Source organism: Collinsella sp. AF16-8 (assembly GCF_003462695.1).
Lineage (GTDB): Bacteria > Actinomycetota > Coriobacteriia > Coriobacteriales > Coriobacteriaceae > Collinsella.
The window spans coordinates 130912-150816 of record NZ_QRXX01000002.1 but is presented as its reverse complement, the minus strand read 5'-3'; the positions used below and the strand labels follow the sequence as shown (position 1 = coordinate 150816).

Sequence of the window (19905 nt, the reverse complement as noted above, 5' to 3'; positions counted from 1 at the left end):
CCAGTGAGCTTTGTCACGAGTGAGGGGGGCGGAGGCGAAACCCCCGCTCGCGCGAGCGATCGACGCCGATTTGCCGCGCGGGAGGAATGTCACGGTTGCCCCGGGCGGCCCCTCCACCACGCGCGGCTTCGCGTACAATACCCGTATGAACAGGCTTTTCGACAAATCGATTGTGCTGGCGTGCTGTATCGCAGCCGCTCTGGGCCTTGCTGTGGACGCTCGCCTGGTCGCGGCGTTTTGCCTTGGCGTTATTGCCACCTCGCTGGCTGAGCTCGCGCAGGGGAAAAGCGCCCGGCGCGCGAGCGAGACCGCGAGCTGCGCTTACATCATCGCGGCTGTCTTCGTGCCGCCGTTTGTGCCGTTTGCGCCTCTCGCCCTCTATGACATCGCGCGGCGGGTGCGCCGTGAGCACGCCTGGGCCGCGCTGGGCATTGGCGCCACCTTTGTCTTTGCGCTTGTCGCGGACCTTCGCACCGACGCGCTCACCGCCCGAACGCTCCTGCTGACTGCCATCCTTTCGGTTGCCGCTACCTTGCTATCGCTGCGCACCGCCCAGTTGGAACGCGAGCAGCAGCGCATGCGCCGCACCCGCGACGAGCTGCAGGAACGAGCCCTCGCGCTCGAAGCGCGCAACCGCGATCTTGCCGATCGCCAGGACTACGAAGTCGAGCTCGCGACGCTCGCCGAACGCGCCCGCATCGCGCGCGAGATCCACGATAACGTCGGGCACCAGCTCACGCGTACCTCGCTGCAGACCGAGGCCCTGTGCATAGTCCACGCCGATGAACCCGGCGTCGCCGCCGATTTCGCCGACGTCAAGCACACCGTTGACGAGGCGCTCCAGCTTGTGCGCACCAGCGTCCACGCGCTCAACGACAACGCCGTCGATCTTTCCGTGCAGCTCGAACGCATTGTTGAAGGCGCACGCTCGGACGGCGGCCCGCAGATTGAGCTTGAAGTTATGACCGAACATGCGCCCGCAAACGTCGCCAACTGCTTTGCGGCGGTCCTGCGCGAGGCGCTATCCAACACCATGCGCCACGCCCGCGCGCAAAACGTTGCTGTGCGATGCATGGAGCATCCATCGTTTTACCAGCTCATCGTTACCGACGATGGCATGGGCGGGACCCAGACGGGCGGTCGCGGCGCCGCCGAGGGCATGGGGCTCGGCTCCATGCGCGAGCGCGTCGAGGCGCTTGGCGGCACCTTCACCGCCGGCCCGCGCGCCGGCGTCGGCGGCTGGCGCGTGTTTGCCACCGTCCCCAAACAGCAAGGAGATGAGGCCCGATGAGGCTCATTGTTGTCGACGACGACCGCCTAGTGGTCGATTCGCTCAAGATTATCCTGGGCGCCCAGCCGCAGATCGAGGTAGTGGGCACCGGCGCCAACGGCAACGACGCGGTTTCGCTCTATGCCGAACACGCACCCGATATTGCACTGCTCGACATTCAGATGCCGGGACGCGACGGCCTATCGGCGGCGCGCGAGATCCTCGAGCGCGACCCTGCGGCGCGCGTGGTGTTTCTGACAACATTCTCGGATGACGAGTACATTGTGTCGGCGCTCAAGCTGGGCGCCCGCGGCTACCTGATTAAAACCGATGTCGCCGCCATTCCTCCGGCGTTGGCGCAGGTCATGAGCGGCAAACGCGTGCTCGAGGGTAAGGCGATCGAAGATGTTGACTTTGACGGGATGGGCAACAAGACGGGCGCGCCCCACCGGCCCGCGGCCTTTGCCGGTCTGACCGACCGCGAGTTCGAAGTCGCCGAGCTCATCGCCCGCGGTCTCGATAACAAGGAAATCGCCGCCACCGCCTATATGGGCGAAGGCACGGTGCGCAACCACATCAGCTCGATCCTTGCAAAGATGGGCCTGCGCAACCGCACGCAGATCGCCATCGCCTACCTGCGAGGGTAATTACCCAACGGTCAACCGCCCCGGCACAGCAAAATGGCTGTAACCGATTTAATGCCATTTCAAAACTATGCCGGTTTACGGGGCTAAACTCAGGACCCCCATCCATACCCGCGTTTTCTGCAAAATGACGACTCGTCTACCTGCGGTTTTATTTTCACGAATATCGGCATGGTTGGGGACTCGTGACTCAGCCCCGTAAACCGGCATAGTTTTGTTCGGGCGGCCCTGCACGAGTGCCCCCGCAAGCCTTGCGGGACCAAAATGATCCGTTTTCCTCCGTCCCCAAGGGATCAGCCGGAACCGCTCGCCACGAAACCTGCCCATCTACTACGTTTGACTCGATACCCCCGACCATACCCCCGTTTTCCAGAAAACCGCAGGCGTTCTACCTGAGGTTTTGTTTTCACATTTTTTGCCGTGGTTGGGGGTTGGCGCCCAAAAGTAGTAGATGGGCCCATTTCGTGGCAGGCGGGTCATTTTCGGGCTGGACGGGTCGCGTGGCGGCCCACCCGCGCGTTCACGCGCGGGGCCGGCGGGGCATTTTTGCCCCGCCGGCCCCTATTCCAGCGCTATACCAGCCCCATTCCAGCGCTACTCCGGCTTGGTTTCCACCGTGGGAGTCTTGTCCGCTGCGACTGGAGTGCGGGCGGTGTCCATAGTCAGGCAGTGCTTGGGGCAGCTCTCGATGCACTCACCGCACACCACGCAGGCATACGGGTCAATCGACCACATTCCGCCCTTGCGATCGACCGCAAGTGCACCCGCCGGGCAACGGCGCGCGCACATGCCGCAGCAGATGCACACGTCCATATCGTTGACGATATGCCCGCGCAGGCGCTCGGGTGCCGCGAGCTTCTCCTGCGGATAGCACACCGTTACCGGCTGCTTGACCATAGAACCCAAGGCCGTCTTGGCAAATGTCAGCAAACTCATGCCGCGCCTACCTTTCCGTGCAGCTAATACAGGGGTCGATGGTCAGGATAATCATGGGCACGTTGGCAATGAGCACGCCCTGCAGCGCATGCGTCAGACCCGCCAGATTTTGCGACGTCGGCGTGCGCACGCGAAAACGGTCCAAGTTCTTGGTGCCGTTGCCGCGCACATAGTAATACGCCTCGCCGCGCGGCTGCTCAATCACAACCTCGCCGCGTGCGCCGTCGGCCGGCGTAAGCTTGGCGCGCCCGCCGATCCCGTCGTGCGGAATCTTGCCCACAAGCTCCTTGATGATGTCCATGGCCTGCGTGACCTCGGCGCAACGCACCTGGCAGCGGGCATAGCAATCGCCATCGGTAGCAACGATGGGCTCAAACGCAGCCAGGTCCGCATAGGCACCGTCGCCGAACATGCGCACGTCGTAGTCCACGCCCGAGGCGCGCCCAAACGGGCCGACCATCGAAAGCTCCAGCGCGTCCTTCTTGCTGATCACGCCCACGCCATGCAGGCGCTCGCCGCAGCTATTGTCGTCCAAAAACGTATGCACCAGGGCCTCGTAGTCGGGGCGCATGGCATCGAGCGCCTGGACAATGCCCGCCAGCTCAGAGTCCTCAATGTCGTGTTTAAGGCCGCCGATTTCGTTGATCGACAAAATCACGCGGCCGCCGCAAGTGCTCTCAAAGATCTTGAGAATCTGCTCGCGCAGGGTCCACGAACGATAGAACAGCGCCTCAAAACCAAAGGCATCGGCAAGCAGACCCAACCACAGCAGATGCGAATGAATGCGCGAAAGCTCATGCAGAATGGTGCGGATATACTGCACGCGACCAGGCACCTCGATGCCGAGCATACGCTCGCAGGCGCTGGCGTAGCCGCAGCTATGGCCCACGGCGCAGATGCCGCAGATGCGCTCGGCGATGTAGCCAAACTGATGCATGTCGCGCTTTTCGGTGAGCTTCTCGAGTCCGCGGTGCACAAAGCCGATCTGCGGAATTGCCTCGATGACGCGGTCGTCTTCGATCACCAGGTCCAGATGAAGCGGCTCGGGCAGCACCGGGTGCTGCGGGCCAAACGGAATAACGGAGCGATGTGCCATGGACCTTACGCCTCCTTTTTCTGCTTGTCGCGGGCGGCCTTGGCGGCAAGCGCCGCGCGGACCTTGGCCGCTTTCTCGGGATCCATGGCGGCGAGCTTTGCCTCCATCTCGGCGGCCTTGAGCGCCGCCTTCGCAGCAGCCTCATCGTGCTGAGCATCGGAGCCGGCAGCCGCAGCGGGCTGAGCAGCGACGCCCGCGGCATCGCCGGCGCTCGCAGCGCCCTCCCCTGAAGCAGCCGCAGCCGCGGCGGCCTTCTCGGCCGCGGCCTTGCGCGCCTTGGCCTCGGCAGCGGCACGGACCTTCATGGCTTTCTCTCGCGCAGCCTTCACCTCGGGCGTGATAACGCTCATGGGCTCGGCAGTCGAGACCTGGTAGAAAAAGCCCTTAAAGTCGATCTGCATGTCGGTAATGGCAAGACCAAACAGGTCGTGGACCTCATTTTCAAACGGGAATACCGCCGGATAATACGAGCTGATGGACGGAATCTCCTGGTACCGGTCGATTCCCTCGACTACCAGGTTCTCAATCGCATAGCTGCCGTCCTGCGCAATATGCTCCCGAGCGGCATGAACGTTGATAAACGTATAGACCAGGCGATACGTGCCGTCGTCGACGTTGCGCTCGGCGTGCATTTGCACAAAGCGCGCGCCGACGCCCTTGAGCGCCTGGACATGCGACAGCAACTCATCGATCCCGACTGTGGTATAGATTGCCTCTTGCATTACTCGGCCTCCTTTGCAGCGACGGACGCGGCGGGCGTCCCAGTGGGCGTGTCGCCGGCCCCCGCGGCCACAAACCCGTCCTCGCCCAGTTCAACGCCACCGTCCCAGGTTGCGGCGCCGCCCACGGTAAGCGGGTCGCCGCCGGCGCGCATCACGGCCTCCTTCTGGTCCAGGATGCCGCACGCCTCCACGATGGCATCGATCACGGTCTCGGGGCGAATGGCGCATCCGGGCGCGTACACGTCCACGGGAATCGCGCGGTCCACGCCGCCGATCACGTTGTAGGCATCGCGGAAAACGCCGCCCGAGCACGCGCAGATGCCGCAGGCCACCACGCACTTGGGCTCGAGCATCTGGTTGTAAATCTGGCGCACGACGGGCAAGTTCTGAGCGTTGACCGAGCCCGTCACCAAAAAGATGTCCGCATGCTTGGGGTTGCCGGTATTGACCACGCCAAAGCGCTCCGCATCGAACAGCGGCGTGAGCGAGGCCAGCACCTCGATATCGCATCCGTTGCAGCTCGAGCCGTCGTAATGAATAACCCACGGCGAGCGCGACATTTTATGATCCATGGATGCCGCCTCCTAAATAAACACGTCGACGAGGATGGGCATAAGGTTGAGCAGGCCAAACACCAGCGCCACGCCCCAGCCGAGCTTAAAGCAGCTGCGCCAGGTGCTGCGGGCGAAGGTGTTGTCGATCAGTACCTCGACAAAATACGTCGCGACCATCACGACCAGGGCGACCACCCAGCTCACCGGGTTGTCCCAGACAAAGAACATGCCCACCCACATCAAAAACAGCACGGTCTCGCACCAGTGCATAAGGGTCATCTTGGCCAGCGTGCTGCCGCTCATCTCGGTGGCGACGCCCTGGACAATCTCCTGATGCGCGTGATGCGAGTACGAAAGGTCAAACGGCGACTTGCGCAGCTTGATGGTAAGCACCGCGAGCAGCGCGAGGAAAATGGGCGCGCTGTACACGATGATGGGGGCCGACTGCCCCGTCACGGCGATGGAATCAAAGCTGTCGGTGGCAAGGTAGAGGCCCACGCTCATCAGCAGAACGGCGGGCTCGTAACTCATGACCTGCAGCAGCTCGCGGTCGGCGCCAACCTGGGCAAACGGGCTTTGCGTCGAGGCGGACGCCAACACCACAAAGATCGCGGCGAGCGTCACCATAAAAGCGCACAGCAGCGTGTTGGAGCCCGACACAAAGATGCCGCCGCCCACGACGGTAAAGATGAGCGCGCACGCCATATAGGTATCGTCCATGGTGTTTACGCTGGCGGGGGCCTTGCGCAGCAGCTTGGCAACGTCGTAGAAGGGCTGCAGCAGGCGCGGACCCACACGGCCCTGCATGCGGGCCGAAAGCTTGCGGTCAAGGCCGTCGATCAGGCCACCCACAAGCGGCGCAATCAAGGCAAACGCCACGGTACCAATAAATATGCCCACGACACCCGAACCTTCAAAATACTTACCGCGCAGCACCGAGGGCGCACTCATGGCAAGTCTCTCGGGCCCAATCCACGCGCAACACAGCAGCGCAAACAAGATAATGCTGCAGCACACGACGCTACCCGCGGGGCCAATACGCTTCTCGCCAAGGGCGTCCTCCGAGTACCAATTGCGCTTTTCGGCCTTCACCTCGTGTCCCATCGAGCCGCGGAAATGGCGGTAATTGTCGGTTCCCACGCCCGAAAGATATACGTTTACGTGCGGTTTGTTGCTCACGCGGAATGAAGTCAGCAGCACCACGGCGATAAACGCCACGATAACCACCATCAGATACATGGCATCCTTGCCAATAACGTACGGCACGCGGCCAAACACCATGGCCAAGTAAGGCGACACCAGGCCGCTCGAGATGAGCGGGAACGCCACGCAGCAAAGAATCAGCAGCGCGGCGATGGTGTTGAGGGCCATCCATTCGGTCTTATGGACATTGACCTCAACGTTTTGAGCCGTGGGGTCGACGCCCGAAAGCTTGGCAAGCCACTTGCCCCAGAAGAAGAACGTCGCGGCCGAGCCAAAGGCAAGCACCATGATCATGAGCACGTTGCCGGTCTGCGCGAACGCCACCAGGGCGCCCCACTTGGACACGAGCATGCCAAACGGTGCCACGAACATGCCCATGATGCCCAGCATCATCAGACGCGTAAGGTGCGGCATGCGGCTGAACATACCGTCCATGTCCTCGATATTGCGGCTGCCGATATGATGCTCGGCCGTGCCCACGCACAGGAACAGCAGCGACTTGGCCACCGTGTGGAACAGGATCAGGAAGATGGCGGCCCATACGGCCTCGGGCGCGCCGACACCCAAGCAAGCACTGATGAGGCCCAAGTTGGAGATGGTGGAGTACGCGAGGACGCGTTTGGCGTTGCTCTGCGAGATGGCCATGAGGGCAGCGAGCAAAAACGTGATGGCACCCACGCTCGTGACCATAAAGCCGGTCACGGGATAGATGGCATAGAGCGGGCTGAGCTTGACCATCAGGAACACGCCGGCTTTGACCATGGTTGACGAGTGCAGCAGGGCACTCGTGGGCGTGGGGGCAACCATGGCACCCAATAGCCAAGTGTGGAACGGCATCTGTGCGGCCTTGGTGAGCGCGGCAAGCGACAGCAACAGGACCGGCATCACCAGCAGCGCGGATTGCGCGGTTCCGGCGCTGGAAAGCTCGATCATGCCCGAGATGGTCAGCGGCATGCCGTTAACGTGCAGGTACATGAGTCCGGCCAAAAACGCGATGCCGCCCAGCATGTTGAGGATGATCTGGGTGAAAGCGTTTTTTATGGCCTCGGGCGTGCGCGTGTAGCCAATCATGAGGAACGAGCACACGGTGGTGATTTCCCAGCCACAGAACAGCCACTCAAGGTTGTCGCTTGTCACGATGACGAACATGGCCGAGAGGAACAGGAACATAAGCGCCAGGAACTGCGGGCGTCGGTCGGGCGCCGCCTGCCCGCGCAGCGCTGCCTCGTGCTCGTCGTGGGCCTGGAAGTCCTTCATGTAGCCCAGGGCGTACACGCAGATAAGGCTGCCGACAATGCCGACGGCAAGCACCATGATCACACTCATGTAATCCAGGTAGAGCGGCGTGGCGGTGACAACCTCGGCCGCGGGCAGCGTCATGGCAGCGAAGGCAACCGAACCCACCAGCTGCACCACGCCGAGCACCGTGGTGAGCGTGCTCTTATATTTACGCGCGTTGTACAGGATGACGGCGCACAGGATCACGTCGATGACGGAGCTGATGATCGAGAGCACATGCGAGGTGCCGGGGGCAACCTCGAAGCTCTGCGGGCCCGTGCCAAAAAACATGACGGCGACTACAACCGTCACCGCCATAATGATGCCAGAACCTACAAGCCCTACCGCATCGCGGGCGCGGTCACCGCGCGCGAGCAGCATGCCCAGCGCCGGTACCAGCGGAAACAGGGTAAGGAAATACAGTAGCGTCATACCATCACTCCCCCATGCAAAAACGCTGCAATTGTTTAACGTTATAGCTCAGTTGAGGAGTAGCGGCAGCGAGTTTTCGGTCAACTGGGGAGTTTTAGGCGCACGGGGCAAGGAGTCTGTCCGCTTTGGAGCAGAGAGGCGACGCTCCCCCTATCGCGGCGGCGGGCGCACGGGCCACTGCGCGCGGTTTATTAACCACTTTGGAGGATGTTCCAGTAGGCTCACGACGGTCCAAAAAGTTGGCGCGGCAAGAAAAATGCGCCCCTGTGGGCGCACCATCCCGTTCGCTATTCCGCTTTTTTAACGCGCGGCTTGCGACCGCGCGGCTTATCAACCAGCGCGGACTCACCGCTCTCGCGATACTGGCGGCACCAAGCCTTGACCGAAGACTCGCTGGGAATCTTGTGCTTGATCATGGCCTCGCGAACCGTTAAGCCGTTTTCCAAGCGGTCCTTGACCACGGCGAGCTTAACTTCGTACGAATAGGTGTGATGATGCGAACCGGCGTTGAGAACGGCGTCGGCACCGCCCACGGCATACGCGCGGGCCCACTGACGAGCCGTGGCCTGGGGAATGCCAAGCTCCGCGGCGAGGGCGCGATGACCGACCCCCTCTTGGAGGACCTCGACGGCGCGCTGCCTAACCTCGGGCGCATGCGTGCGAGTCCTAGTTGCTTCCGACATACCTGCCACTTCTTAGCCTTAACCGTTAATCTGCTTTCTTACGTGCAAGTTAGATAGTAGCATTTTACTGTTTGCTCAAAGCAGTTAATTAAAATAGACGCGGTGTTATCTGGGCATTTGGCACCAATTTACGACATTTCTTTATCGATTATTTACGCTGGTAGCTGACTCGCAGCCAATCGTCATTCGCTTGTCAACAAAATTGGCATCTCTTTATGTCCTTTGCTATAGCGGATATGATTATTAACCCCTCCCCCAATTATTTTGAGTAATCGGCAAGGCAGTAGACGTCCTTACTCCTCATGATTACCGCGCATTGCCATCCACCGGAGCAAAACAAAAAGGGCGGGGCCTGCTGCGCTTGCAGGCCCCGCACCGGTTGACACCCGACGGGACACAGCCGGGCGAGACGGATCCGTGCTACCGTCCCGCCTGGCCGCGATGTTCAGCTACAGCTCGTTGGCCGCATGATACGCCGTGCGAATGGCGCTCGCGATGTCGGCGGTGCGCTCGCCCGAGCAGTCGCCCACGCAGGTCACGGGCGCCGTCACGCCGTCCAGGTCAAACGCGTTGGCCTTGGAGCCCACGGCCATCACCACGTAATCGCAGGCGATCTTCACCGGCTCCTCGGCGCCATCCTCGGTGGTGCGAACAGCCTCCACGCCCTCGTCGGTAATGGCGGTCAGGCGGGTCTTCACGTGCTGCTCCACATTGTGCTCGGCAAAGTCGCTCATAATCAGCGGCAGAATGGTCTCGGACTCGCCCGCGGCAATCTTGTCGAGCATCTCCACGATCGCCACCTCGCAGCCGTGCTGCAGCAGGTACTCGGCAGTCTCGGTGCCCACCAGGCCACCGCCAATGACGGCGACGCGCCCGCTGAGCTCCACCTTGCCGGCCAGCACGTCCCAGCTCGAGACGACCTTCTCCGAGTCGGCGCCCGGAACGGGGATGACCACGTCGTGCGCGCCCACGGCCACAATCGCGGCGTCGGCGGCGTTGAGGTCCTCAGCGGTAGCGGCATGGTTGAGCTCAACCTTCACGCCCAGGCCAGGCAGAATCTTCTCGTAGTACTCGACGGAGCGCATAATCTCGTCCTTGCGCGGAGGCGCAGCAGCCAGCACAATCTGGCCGCCCAGATGATCGCTCGCCTCGTAGACAGTCACGTCGTAGCCGCGCTTGGCCGCCACGCGCGCGGCCTCCAGGCCGGCGATGCCGCCGCCCACCACGGCGATCTTCTTGTCGCCCTCGCCCGGCTTGATGGCGATGGTCGCCTCGTCACCGTTCTCGGCATTAAGCACGCACGAGATGTACTTGCGGTTTTGAATCGCGTCGACGCAGCCCTTGTTGCAGTTGAGGCACTCGCGAATGGGTTCGCCCGTCGCGGCCTTCAGCGCAATGTCGGGGTCGCACATGAGCGAGCGGCCATAGGCGATGATGTCGGCCGAGCCATCCTCCAAGATCTTCTCGCCCGCCTCGACCGAAACAACGCGGCCGACGGTTGCCACCGGCACGGAGACCAGGGCCTTAACGCGCTCGGCCACAGGCAGCGTCCAGTTGTAGGGCATGGCGCCCATGGGCGGAATGGTGTCGCCCATGTTGCCGGTGTGGTTTGCCTGCGCGACCTGGATCATATCGATACCGGCGCCCTCGAGCAGCTTGGCGAACTCGCAGGCCTCGTCGGGCAGCAAGCCGCCCTTGCCGCGCGACGTGCCGTCGGGGTTCTCCATGATCACGGGGAGCTTGTACTCCACCATCAGCTCCGGCGCGGCCTCCTTAATGGCCGCGACGACCTCCAGCGCATAACGAACGCGGTTCTCGAACGAGCCACCGTACTCGTCCGTGCGCTTGTTGAGGATCGCGGAGCACAGCGAGCCCACCAGACGGTCGCCGTGGACCTCGATGGCGTCGATGCCAGCCTGCTGCGCGCGGGCGGCCGAGGCGGCGATGGCCTCTTTGATCTGGGTGAGCTGCTCTACGCTCGCCTCATTCACAAAGTGCTGCATATCGTGGTGCAGCTTGGCGTAGGCCTGCTTGCGGATCTCGTTGGACTCGGCCATCTTGGCGGCGAAGGTCTCCTCGTCGCCGGCGGCCTTGGCCTCCTGCGCGGCCTTGGCGGCGGCCATGGAGCCCATGACCATGCGGCCGACGCCGGGCACGTCGTACTCGGGGTGGAACAGCTGCAGCGCGACCTTGGCACCGTGCTTGTGGACGGTGTCGGCCAGCGCCTTAAACGTGGGGATCTGGGCGTCGGTCGCCAGCTTGGGCGTGGGGCTCGCGGTCATGACGGGAGCGACGTCGCCAATGACGATGTAGCTCACGCCGCCACGGGCCAGGCGCTCGTAAAAAGCCAGGCTGCGCTCGCCAATGGAACCGTCGCGCTCCTCGTAGCCGGTGGTCAGCGGCGGGAACATAATGCGGTTTTTAAGCTCAAGGGGGCCAACCGTAATGGGCTGGAGCAGTTTGGATGCGGATGCGGTCATGGACATTCCTCTCTTGTAGGCGCGGCGGCGATGTTGCCGCGTAGTTGTTTAGAGGATATGGCATGGGAGCACAGTGGCGCAACGGAAATCGGCAGACAGCAGGTAGCGGCAGGTGGATGGGGCGGGGCGGCCCGTCGGTTTGTCTCGATCTGTAACAGTAAGACCCTATTTTGCCGAGCAACTGTTACAGATTGAGACAAACCAATCTAGCCTGCCGAAAGATCTAGATCTGTAACAGTTACTCAGTAAAAACCGTCCCTCGTGTTACAGATTTAGACAAACGAAGACCGTCCTGCCGAAACATCTCAATCTGTAACAACTACAGACCAAAACCGGACCCACCTGTTACAGATCGAGACATTCTCCAACAACAGCGCCGCCCCGTTCGAGGAAACGACCGCCACACTCACCTTTTTAAACAACCTAATACTGCACAGCCTGCGATAATAATTTGGTCACGCGTCGACTACGGCGAAGACGCGGCAGAAGGGACACCCATGCAACCGAGTACCACCGATACGTCTACCGCAAAGCAAGCGCTGCTCGAGGCGCTCTTGAACGACGCGGGGCTCAAGAACCTCACGCAAACGGCCTCTGCCGCTATGGACAACCCGGTGCTCGTCGTCGATCCCGTGTACCGCTATGCCGCCCGCGGCGGCTTTGAGCTCGACGATGACGACGACTCCCCCTTTGCAGCCATCACCCGCGCCGAGCTCTCCGAAGGCGACATGCTGCAGGACGAAGCCGTACGCTACATCATCAAATGCGGCTTAGACGAGGAGATTGCCCGCTCGACAGGCCCGCTTACACGCTATAACGACATGTTCCGCCTCAACACCATGACCGATGCGATCAAGGTGCACGGCACGTGTCTGGGCCGGGCGATGATGATCGAACGCAATCACGCCTTTGGCGATAGCGATCGCGAGGTCTTTGAGTTCTTTGTCCGACTGCTCGCGCAAGAACTGCAGAAAGGTGGCTTTCTTTCGTTGGGCGGCCCGCAACAGGGGCCATATTTTCTCTCGCGCCTCCTGGACGACGAAATCCCCAACCCCATCACCTGCACACGCAAAATGCAGCTCGTCGGCTTTGCGCCGCTTCCCGCCCTCTACGTTGTATGCCTGCTCAAAAAAGATTCCCAGCTCGAGGCGCGCGAGGCGGAGAGTATCCGAGGACAATTGCAGCCGCTACTGCACCATAGCCTTATCACCATGTACGAAGGTGAGCTCGTGGCGCTGGTAAGCCGTCCGCCCTCCACGCAGCTACCCGCCAACGACGAGGCGATCCTTGCCCGCGTTGCTGCCACGAACAATTTGTTCATTGGCATCAGCAACGAGTTTTCCCAGGCAACCGATGTGCGTTCGCACCTCAATCAGGCACGCGCCGCCATTCGATACGGCTCGACCTTTACCAAAATCCTCGAAGACACCCATGTGTATCGCTATTGCGAATACACCTACATGGAAATGCTCGACATCTGCAACGACCACATCAACCTTATAAACTACTGCCATCCGGCAATCTGGGCACTTTGGAAGCATGACCAGTCGCACGATTCCGAGCTGGTCGAGACGCTCTTTGCCTTTATGCAGCACAGCTGTAACACGGTGCGCACCGCCGCGATCTTGTCGCTTCACAAAAACACGCTGCTCTATCGCATTAACCGCATAAAGGAAATCACCGGTAACGACTTGGCATCGGGAGAGGACCTCTTTTTGTTCCACCTCTCGATTCGCACCCTAATCTACCTTGGCTTTCTTGAGCCGAGGATTAAGCCCCGCACCAGCGCCGACCTGCACTGCCGCAAGTAGGCCGGGCGGGGCTTGGGCAAAACTAGTCGCGCTTAATCTCCAGCGTGGGGAACGTCATCTTGGCGTACTTTTCCATGAGCGGCTTTACTTCGTCCATATGGGCGAAGAACTCGTCGCGGGTCTTGTTGATCTCGTTGAGGTGCTCGGCGCGCGCGTGGTCGTCGTTGCGGTCGCGAATCAGACCGTTCTCGGCAATCTTGAGCTTGGGGCGACCGGTGCGCTCGTCGGTCACGATATCGCCGCCTGCGCCACAGACCGCACACTCCCACGGAAACTCGACACCGTCCCAATGCTTGTCGCCGGGGTACACCAGGGAGCTGTGGCAGTTGGGACACACGCCGTCATCCGGATCGCCCAGCCAGCAGCGCTCGTCAACAGGCGTGCGAATGGCCTTGACGATGTTCTCGCCCATCTTGTGGGCGCGGGCGATCTGTCCGCCCCACTCCACGTCGTCTCCCCACACAAAGGCATTGCCCGGGCGGCCGTCGCGCTGCGCCATATAGCGATCGACGACAGTCATCGACATGGTAAACATAGTCGCCTGCAGGCTCTCCAGTGCCAGGGACTGCCAATCGTGCATGGAGCCGCCAACGGAAATAAGGCCGGCAACGGTATGCGGATTCTCCTTTACGGCACCGATGGCAAGCAAGAACGAAAGCTCGTATGCCAAGAAGCGCTGGGCAAAGCGGGTGTACACCGAGCTGGGCGTAAGGTCGTAGGTCGGAACCGAGAAGATCACGCCCTGGCAGGTCTGCAGTTCGCGAATAATCACATCTACATCGTCTTTGTTTTTAAGAACGCAGCCGTGATATTCCTTTTGCAGGCCGGCGCCCATCTTTCCCATCTGCATGGTGCAGCCCTCGCAACCGGTGCAGGGCAAGATGTTATAGTCGAACAAATTGATCAGCTCGACCTCGCCGCCAGCCTCGCGCACCGCGCAAAGGGCCTCTTTGGCCAAAGCCTCGCCGTTGCCACCGTGCCTGCCGGCACAAATCGCCATCACTTTAAACGACATGGTCGCTCCTCTCCAGAGCATTTTGGACACGGATTCTGCCCGTGTGTACTTCGCAAAAAGCGTACGGCAGACGCAAAACATGCGCACCGTCCAGGCAACCAAGGCCCGCTCGGTATTTGCGGAATACCTCGTGCAGATAAACAAAGGCCCCTCCCGCATGCCTACAAGGGACAAAACGGAAGGGGTCGGCGCTCTTATTTGCGCTTAAAGGGAATGGGTTTGGGCGGGCACTTGGGCTTGACGGCCCCAGCCGTGACGATCGCGGCGTTGTCGCAGATATCCAGGCAGGCACCGCACTGGGTGCAAGCCTTTTGGTCGATCACGTGGATGAACCGCGGCCTTCCCAGAATCGCGTCCTCCTCGCAAACGTCCGAATCGACACACTTGTTGCATGCCTGGCATTTGGAGGCGAGGATATGGAAGGTCAAGAATGCCTGGCATTCCCCGGCAGCACAGACCTTCTTGGTGGTGTGCTGCATGATCTCGCCCTCGAACAGGTCGAGGAACGACTGCACCGTGCGCGCCAGCACGCGACCCTGCTCGCACAGGCACTGCGCCTGCATCACGGGGCAAAGGTCGCGAAGGAGCGCCAAGTCACCCGGCTTGCCCTTCTTGCGACAGATATCGGCAAGAATCGTTGCAATCTGATGCGAGCCCTCGTAGCCAAAGACACAGCGTCCGCAGCTCTCGTGACGATAGAGCGTGCAAATGTCCAAAAGCGCCTTTGCCATGCAGTTTTTGGCGGTGTAGACGCGCACGTAGTCGCTGCATAGCTCAATCTTTGAGGTGTCATCGGGCCTCAGCAGCAGACCGCTGGGATAGCCAATCCCCACCGCTTTAGCGTCGTCGGCGCCCGCCGCGGCAACCAAGGATTCCGCACTCACGACACGGTCGACCTCAACGGGCTCCTCGGCCCCGTCAATCCACACCCAGCGCTTGCCTTCGGCGGCAAGTAACTCTGATCCGCTCAGGCAGCGGTCGGCGCCATCGCCCTCGCAGCAAGATGGGAGAGGCTTTTCGCCGTCGAGCATCTTGGCCGCGGCCGAACCGTTGGCATAGACAAAGCCCAGGCTCGGGTCGCACTCGATCACGCGGCAGGACTCGCCCAACGCATCCGCGAGCGCGGCAGAGACCTCATCGCCTGCCGGCACCAAAACCGCCTGGGCACCGGCCCCTGCAATTTTTTCCGCAGCGGCCGCCACGTCCTTCTTAAGGAGCCAGAGCGCGACGGGGGCCTGCTTATGCGCAGGCATAAAGTTGATGATCGTCATGGGTTATCGCTCCTTTCCTAGTATTCGTTCCACAGGCGCGGCGTACTGATCGTTAGGCGCAAATCGCACTGCAAGCAGCGGCTCGCCTCGCACGTAGCCTCATGGTCGGTATAGGGGCACTCAAACGTATCGAAGTTATCCTTACGCGTCTGGGCATCGACAAACTCGGGCTGCACGGCATCGTCGTAGAAGCCCTCGGGGACACGCCCAATCCACTGCTCGGGAGCATCATGCTCGGTCAGCTCCTCGTCGATGTTGCCATCGCCACCCAAAGCGCGGTCGATGGCCGAGGCGCACGTGCGACCTGCGGCGATTGCCGCGATCACCGATTTGGTACCCGTCACGCAGTCGCCCGCCGACCAGATGCCTTCAACGCTCGTCTTGCCTTCGGTATCGGCCACGATATACGGGCCGTGCGTAAGCTCAAGGCCCATCTGGGCCGTGCCCTCGGGCTTTTGACCCACGGCAAAGATCACGCAGTCGGCATCGATGGTCTTCTCGCCGCCGTCGAGCAGTTCGGTGACGGCGCGGTGGTTCTCGTCAAAGTAGAACCGCTCGATCTTGTGGATCGTCATGGAACCGACCTTGCCAGAACCGTCCTCGGTCTCGTTAATGCTGGTAAAGGCATAGGCATCGTGCAGGACCACGCCTTCCTCGGCGGCCTCGGCACGCTCCTCGGGCGTCGAGGTCATCGCGTCTTGGGCCTCAAGGCAGGCGACATCGACCGAGGCGGCACCCAGACGCACGGCAGTGCGGGCGCAGTCGTACGCCACGTTGCCGCCGCCCAGCACCACGACGCGCTTGCCCGTCAGGTCCGGGGCGCTGCCCATACGGGCGGCCTTCAGAAAATCGGTGTTACGCAGCACGCCTTCGAGGTCGTGGCCGGGCATGGGAAGCACCGTTCCGTCATGCGTGCCCACCGCAACCAGCACGGCATCGAAGCCCTGGTCAAGAAGAGCCTTGGGATCGGCGATTCGCTCGCCACAGCGCAGCTCAATGCGCGGCTCGGCGTCATCACCCTGGGCGATTTCCAAAATCGTCGCGACCTCGGCGTCGACCGTGGCATCGGGCAGGCGATACGCCGGAATGCCGTAGCGCATCTGGCCGCCGACCTTCTCGTTGGCCTCGAACACCACGACCTTGTGGCCCTTCTCGGCGCAATAGAGTGCGGCGGTCAGACCGGCGGGACCGGCACCCACAACGGCGACGCTCTTGCCGCTCAACGGCTCATGGCGCACATTGGCCTTCCAGTCGCCCGTATCGCGCACGGCCGCCGCGCGCTTAAGGCGGCAGACCGAAACCGGCGTGCCGTTGAGCTCGTTGCGCTTGCAGGCATCCTGGCAGCTATGGACGCAAATGTCGCCCAAGCTCTCGGGGAACGGGACCTTCTCGCGCACCACCGCGGCGGCTCGGGTGTACTCGCCGTTGCGGATGTGACGCAGGTAGCGCGGGATATCCACGTGGGCGGGGCAGCCCGAGCGACAGGGGACCACGTTATCGGCATAGGACTTGTTCTCATCGAACATATTGAGCGTGTCGACGATCGAGCCGGTGGGACACACTTCGATACAGGCACCGCAAAAACGGCATCCGGCCTCTTGCAGACTCACGCTGCCGTCCGTACCAATGCGAATGCCGTCCTCGGTGCGCTGGTAGTCCAAGACGCCGGCGCCGCGCAGCTCGCGGCACGCGCGCACGCAGCGACCGCACCGAATGCAGCGGGTGAACATATGGGTGATCAGCGGGTTCGATTCGTCCGTGGCGACCGGACGGCTCTTGGTGCGCCAGCGCGCAGGCGAAACTCCCAGGTACTGATACATAGACTGCAGCTCGCACTTGCCGTACTTGGGGCAGCCGGTGCAATCGGCGGGATGCGTGGCCAAGATAAGCTCCATTGCCAGCTTGCGCACGCGCTCGGCCTGCTCGCCTGTCGTGTTGACGACCATCCCCTCGGCAACCTGCGTCTTGCAGGCACACACCGGCTCATCTTGGCCTTCGATCTCGACCATGCACAGACGGCATCCGCCGACGGTCTCAAGATCGGGATGTTTACACAGATGCGGAATATAGATACCGGCATCGAGCGCGGCTTCCAGGACATTTTGCCCTTCGCGTGCCTCGACCTCGGCTCCATTAATCGTTAGCTTCATTCGTTCCCCTCAAAACGTCGCTCTTGTCCAGAAAGGCGCCCGGGACCAAAGCGATCCCGAGCGCCTCGCTTGTAGGGCAAATCCCCGCCCGCACCCAACGCGTGGGTGTCTGCAGGCGCGAATAGCTGCGGTGTTACGACCACTCCTCGTCGCCCGCGTCCTCAAAGAGGGCTGCGGCGGCGTTTTCACCGGCGATGCGACCCGAGTTAAGGCAGAAGCCCATGGTGTTACCCGGAATGCAGTAGTTATAGGAGTCGCCATAGATGGTGCAGGCATCGGTGCCAACGCAGTACAGGCCGGGGATGACCTCATAGTCGTCGGTCATGACCTCCATCTTGTGGTTAATGAGCACGCCGCCCAGGGTGCCGTAGGCGCCACAGTACTGCTTGCAGCAATAGAAGGGGCCCTTCTCGAGCGGCTTCATAAACTCGCGCTCTTTCTCAAAGATGTCGTCCCAGCCGTTGTCGCACATCTCGTTGTACTCGTCGACGTTGGCGAGCAGACCCTCCACGTCGATACCCGCCTTCTCGGCAAGCTCCTCCAGCGTATCGGCCTGGCAGATCGCTGGATAGCCGGCCTCCAGGTCGCGGTTCCACTGCTCCTCAAAGCCGTCGTACAGGTCGTGCGGATGAACGTGGCTGACGATATCCGGACCATCCTTCTTCCAGTGCTTGAGCATACGGGAATCAAAGATGGCATAGGCGACCTTGCCGGGAAGATGGTTGATGGCGTTGCCGACAAAGGTGGTGTTGAAGATCTCGTCCTCCGGCATAAAGCGCTCGCCCAGGCGGTTGCACCAGTAGCACGGCTGACGGAATGCGCCCTCGACATAGAAGTGGTTCATGTTGTCGGGGATCTGGTACATGAGCTCCATGGTCACCGGGGTGTGGCCGCCGCCGACCTCGTGGCACATGTTGATGCCGTCGCCGTCCATGCCCGGAATGGCAAACGAGAACAGGTCTTTACCCCACTCAAAGTCGAGCTTCTCCTTGATGAGCTTGGCGTTGTGGCCAAAACCGCCCGTGGCGACAATCGCGGACTTGCACGAGATCTGGTACTCCTCGCCGTCCTTGTCCTTGGCGGTCACGCCGCAGATAGCGCCGTCCTCGCCCTTGATAAGACCGGTGCCCGGGCACTCAAACATAAACTCGACACCCAGGTCCTGGGCACGCTCGGTCATGCGCTTGGTCATCGTGGTCGCCGCGCGAGGACCGGGCTCCGAGCCATCCTCAGGCTGCACGACATGCCAGGTGTACTCGCCGTCGGAATAGGCACGCGTGCGCTCGCGGGCGCGGAACGCCGGACGCACGGAGTTAAACACCACGCCCATATCCTGCAGCCATGCGATGGTATCGCCCGACTTAAAGTAGTAGTCGCGTACCAGGCGAGCATCGACCTGGTAATGGGTGTAGAACATATGGCGACGGAAGAGCTCGCCAGGCGTGATCTCGATCATCGAGGCCTTCTGAAGCGGAGAGCCAGCGGCGGCAGGCCCCATGCCCATGTTGGCAGCGCCACCGGTAATGGGGGCCTTCTCCAGGGCAATGACGCGAGCGCCTGCCTCGGCTGCAGCGACCGCTGCGGCAAGGCCACTCAGACCCGCGGCAACGACAACGACGTCGGTCTCTAACTGTTTCATGCGAATCCTCCTTTATAGGGCTCTTGGACGAACCCGGACTTCATGCGAATTGCATGCGTATCGACAGCCATACTTTCGCTCGAAAACAGACTCAAAGCCATGTGCAGGCGCACCGATGTTTGCCCATAGCGACCATGGGCTTTGTGCGGATGAACCATGCGTTTGGGCAACGCTTTCGAGCGCATGGCCCTGGCGCCACACGTACAGGGGGGGGCGGTGTGCTTCACGGCGTCCGCCCCTGATAATCGAGTTTTCTTATTTATGGTTCCGCCGTGCCTCGAGCACATCGAGCGGCGTAAGCGCCTGAATAGCGCGCTCTTTTCCAAAGATTGCCGAGCACACGAGCGTTCCCGACATAACCAGGCAAACCGCGAGCGCGATTCCAAAGGCCCAGAATGCGAAGAGGTGGCCAAAGTTGATCGGCTGCTGCAGCATAAACGTGAAGAACGACGTGGCAAGACCCATAAAGACGCAGGGCACATTGGAGCAGATCGAGACAAACCAAAACCGTCCCGGCAGAAAATCTCAATCTGTAACAGTTACTCGGCAAAATCCATCCCTCGTGTTACAGATTTAGACAAACCGTCCAGGCGGGGACTCAACATCTCGATCTGTAACACCTAGCCGCCCAAATCGGGTCTAGATGTTACAGATCGAGATTTTGTTTGAGAGGCCGAGAATTGGACCGAAAACACGGTCCCGGAATAACAAAAAAGCTCGC

Annotated in this window: 15 protein-coding genes; 3 read left to right on the top strand and 12 right to left on the bottom strand. The window is 61.4% G+C overall.

What is annotated here, in order from left to right:
- The first annotated feature begins 145 nt into the window (after nt 1-145).
- Together DWW73_RS02950 and DWW73_RS02945 are read left to right on the top strand one after the other, a co-directional pair.
- Entirely contained in the window at nt 146-1291 is a 1146-nt protein-coding gene (locus tag DWW73_RS02950; protein WP_117778699.1) for a sensor histidine kinase, read from the top strand.
- Nucleotides 1288-1917 carry a response regulator transcription factor gene (locus DWW73_RS02945; RefSeq protein WP_117778698.1) on the top strand — a complete coding sequence of 210 codons (630 nt, stop codon included), beginning with the start codon at nt 1288-1290 and terminating at the stop codon, nt 1915-1917. The genes DWW73_RS02950 and DWW73_RS02945 overlap by 4 nt, the downstream gene beginning before the upstream one ends.
- 591 nt (nt 1918-2508) lie before the next feature.
- Here DWW73_RS02945 and DWW73_RS02940 read toward each other — a convergent pair.
- From DWW73_RS02940 to bilR, 7 genes are all read right to left on the bottom strand, one after another.
- Entirely contained in the window at nt 2509-2850 is a 342-nt protein-coding gene (locus tag DWW73_RS02940; protein WP_117564062.1) for a 4Fe-4S dicluster domain-containing protein, read from the bottom strand.
- Nucleotides 2851-2857: 7 nt separating this feature from the next.
- Complete coding sequence (locus DWW73_RS02935; RefSeq protein ID WP_117564061.1) at nt 2858-3946, bottom strand: nickel-dependent hydrogenase large subunit; 1089 nt, start codon at nt 3944-3946, stop codon at nt 2858-2860.
- Between the two features lie 5 nt (nt 3947-3951).
- Entirely contained in the window at nt 3952-4668 is a 717-nt protein-coding gene (locus DWW73_RS02930) for an NADH-quinone oxidoreductase subunit C (RefSeq protein WP_117778697.1), read from the bottom strand.
- Entirely contained in the window at nt 4668-5240 is a 573-nt protein-coding gene (locus DWW73_RS02925) for an NADH-quinone oxidoreductase subunit B family protein (RefSeq protein ID WP_117778696.1), read from the bottom strand. The genes DWW73_RS02930 and DWW73_RS02925 overlap by 1 nt, the downstream gene beginning before the upstream one ends.
- Before the next feature lie 12 nt (nt 5241-5252).
- Nucleotides 5253-8135 (bottom strand): proton-conducting transporter membrane subunit, encoded by a 2883-nt coding sequence (locus DWW73_RS02920; protein WP_117778695.1) that lies wholly within the window; start codon nt 8133-8135, stop codon nt 5253-5255.
- Between the two features lie 287 nt (nt 8136-8422).
- The gene (locus DWW73_RS02915) at nt 8423-8818 is read right to left on the bottom strand and encodes a helix-turn-helix domain-containing protein (protein WP_117564058.1); all 396 of its coding nucleotides are present in this window, start codon (nt 8816-8818) and stop codon (nt 8423-8425) included.
- Nucleotides 8819-9267: 449 nt separating this feature from the next.
- The gene (bilR, locus tag DWW73_RS02910; protein ID WP_233509098.1) at nt 9268-11298 is read right to left on the bottom strand and encodes a bilirubin reductase, long form; all 2031 of its coding nucleotides are present in this window, start codon (nt 11296-11298) and stop codon (nt 9268-9270) included.
- Between the two features lie 497 nt (nt 11299-11795).
- Here bilR and DWW73_RS02905 point away from each other — a divergent pair, with 497 nt between their 5' ends.
- Nucleotides 11796-13109, top strand: a complete 1314-nt coding sequence (locus tag DWW73_RS02905) for a CdaR family transcriptional regulator (RefSeq protein ID WP_117778693.1) — start codon at nt 11796-11798, stop codon at nt 13107-13109.
- Between the two features lie 22 nt (nt 13110-13131).
- Here the strand turns inward: DWW73_RS02905 and DWW73_RS02900 are convergent, their stop codons facing one another.
- From DWW73_RS02900 to DWW73_RS02880, 5 genes are all read right to left on the bottom strand, one after another.
- Nucleotides 13132-14124 (bottom strand): flavodoxin family protein, encoded by a 993-nt coding sequence (locus DWW73_RS02900; protein WP_117778692.1) that lies wholly within the window; start codon nt 14122-14124, stop codon nt 13132-13134.
- A gap of 194 nt (nt 14125-14318) precedes the next feature.
- On the bottom strand, nt 14319-15395 hold the full coding sequence (locus tag DWW73_RS02895) for an NADH-ubiquinone oxidoreductase-F iron-sulfur binding region domain-containing protein (protein WP_117778691.1): 1077 nt from the start codon (nt 15393-15395) through the stop codon (nt 14319-14321).
- Nucleotides 15396-15412: 17 nt separating this feature from the next.
- Nucleotides 15413-17545 carry an FAD-dependent oxidoreductase gene (locus tag DWW73_RS02890; protein WP_117778690.1) on the bottom strand — a complete coding sequence of 711 codons (2133 nt, stop codon included), beginning with the start codon at nt 17543-17545 and terminating at the stop codon, nt 15413-15415.
- 133 nt (nt 17546-17678) lie between these two features.
- Nucleotides 17679-19184, bottom strand: coding sequence for an FAD-dependent oxidoreductase (locus tag DWW73_RS02885; protein ID WP_117778689.1), 1506 nt, complete (start codon nt 19182-19184; stop codon nt 17679-17681).
- Between the two features lie 255 nt (nt 19185-19439).
- Nucleotides 19440-19649 carry a hypothetical protein gene (locus tag DWW73_RS02880; protein WP_055251515.1) on the bottom strand — a complete coding sequence of 70 codons (210 nt, stop codon included), beginning with the start codon at nt 19647-19649 and terminating at the stop codon, nt 19440-19442.
- Nucleotides 19650-19905: the final 256 nt, after the last annotated feature.

Bases quoted from the DNA above. Each gene is read 5' to 3' on its own strand.
- DWW73_RS02905 (WP_117778693.1), top strand. From the start codon at position 11,796: ATGCAACCGAGTACCACCGATACGTCTACCGCAAAGCAAGCGCTGCTC.
- DWW73_RS02940 (WP_117564062.1), bottom strand. From the start codon at position 2,850: ATGAGTTTGCTGACATTTGCCAAGACGGCCTTGGGTTCTATGGTCAAG.
- DWW73_RS02925 (WP_117778696.1), bottom strand. From the start codon at position 5,240: ATGGATCATAAAATGTCGCGCTCGCCGTGGGTTATTCATTACGACGGC.
- DWW73_RS02935 (WP_117564061.1), bottom strand. From the start codon at position 3,946: ATGGCACATCGCTCCGTTATTCCGTTTGGCCCGCAGCACCCGGTGCTG.
- DWW73_RS02885 (WP_117778689.1), bottom strand. From the start codon at position 19,184: ATGAAACAGTTAGAGACCGACGTCGTTGTCGTTGCCGCGGGTCTGAGT.
- DWW73_RS02900 (WP_117778692.1), bottom strand. From the start codon at position 14,124: ATGTCGTTTAAAGTGATGGCGATTTGTGCCGGCAGGCACGGTGGCAAC.
- DWW73_RS02920 (WP_117778695.1), bottom strand. From the start codon at position 8,135: ATGACGCTACTGTATTTCCTTACCCTGTTTCCGCTGGTACCGGCGCTG.
- DWW73_RS02945 (WP_117778698.1), top strand. From the start codon at position 1,288: ATGAGGCTCATTGTTGTCGACGACGACCGCCTAGTGGTCGATTCGCTC.
- DWW73_RS02950 (WP_117778699.1), top strand. From the start codon at position 146: ATGAACAGGCTTTTCGACAAATCGATTGTGCTGGCGTGCTGTATCGCA.
- DWW73_RS02915 (WP_117564058.1), bottom strand. From the start codon at position 8,818: ATGTCGGAAGCAACTAGGACTCGCACGCATGCGCCCGAGGTTAGGCAG.
- DWW73_RS02890 (WP_117778690.1), bottom strand. From the start codon at position 17,545: ATGAAGCTAACGATTAATGGAGCCGAGGTCGAGGCACGCGAAGGGCAA.
- bilR (WP_233509098.1), bottom strand. From the start codon at position 11,298: ATGACCGCATCCGCATCCAAACTGCTCCAGCCCATTACGGTTGGCCCC.
- DWW73_RS02895 (WP_117778691.1), bottom strand. From the start codon at position 15,395: ATGACGATCATCAACTTTATGCCTGCGCATAAGCAGGCCCCCGTCGCG.
- DWW73_RS02880 (WP_055251515.1), bottom strand. From the start codon at position 19,649: ATGGGTCTTGCCACGTCGTTCTTCACGTTTATGCTGCAGCAGCCGATC.
- DWW73_RS02930 (WP_117778697.1), bottom strand. From the start codon at position 4,668: ATGCAAGAGGCAATCTATACCACAGTCGGGATCGATGAGTTGCTGTCG.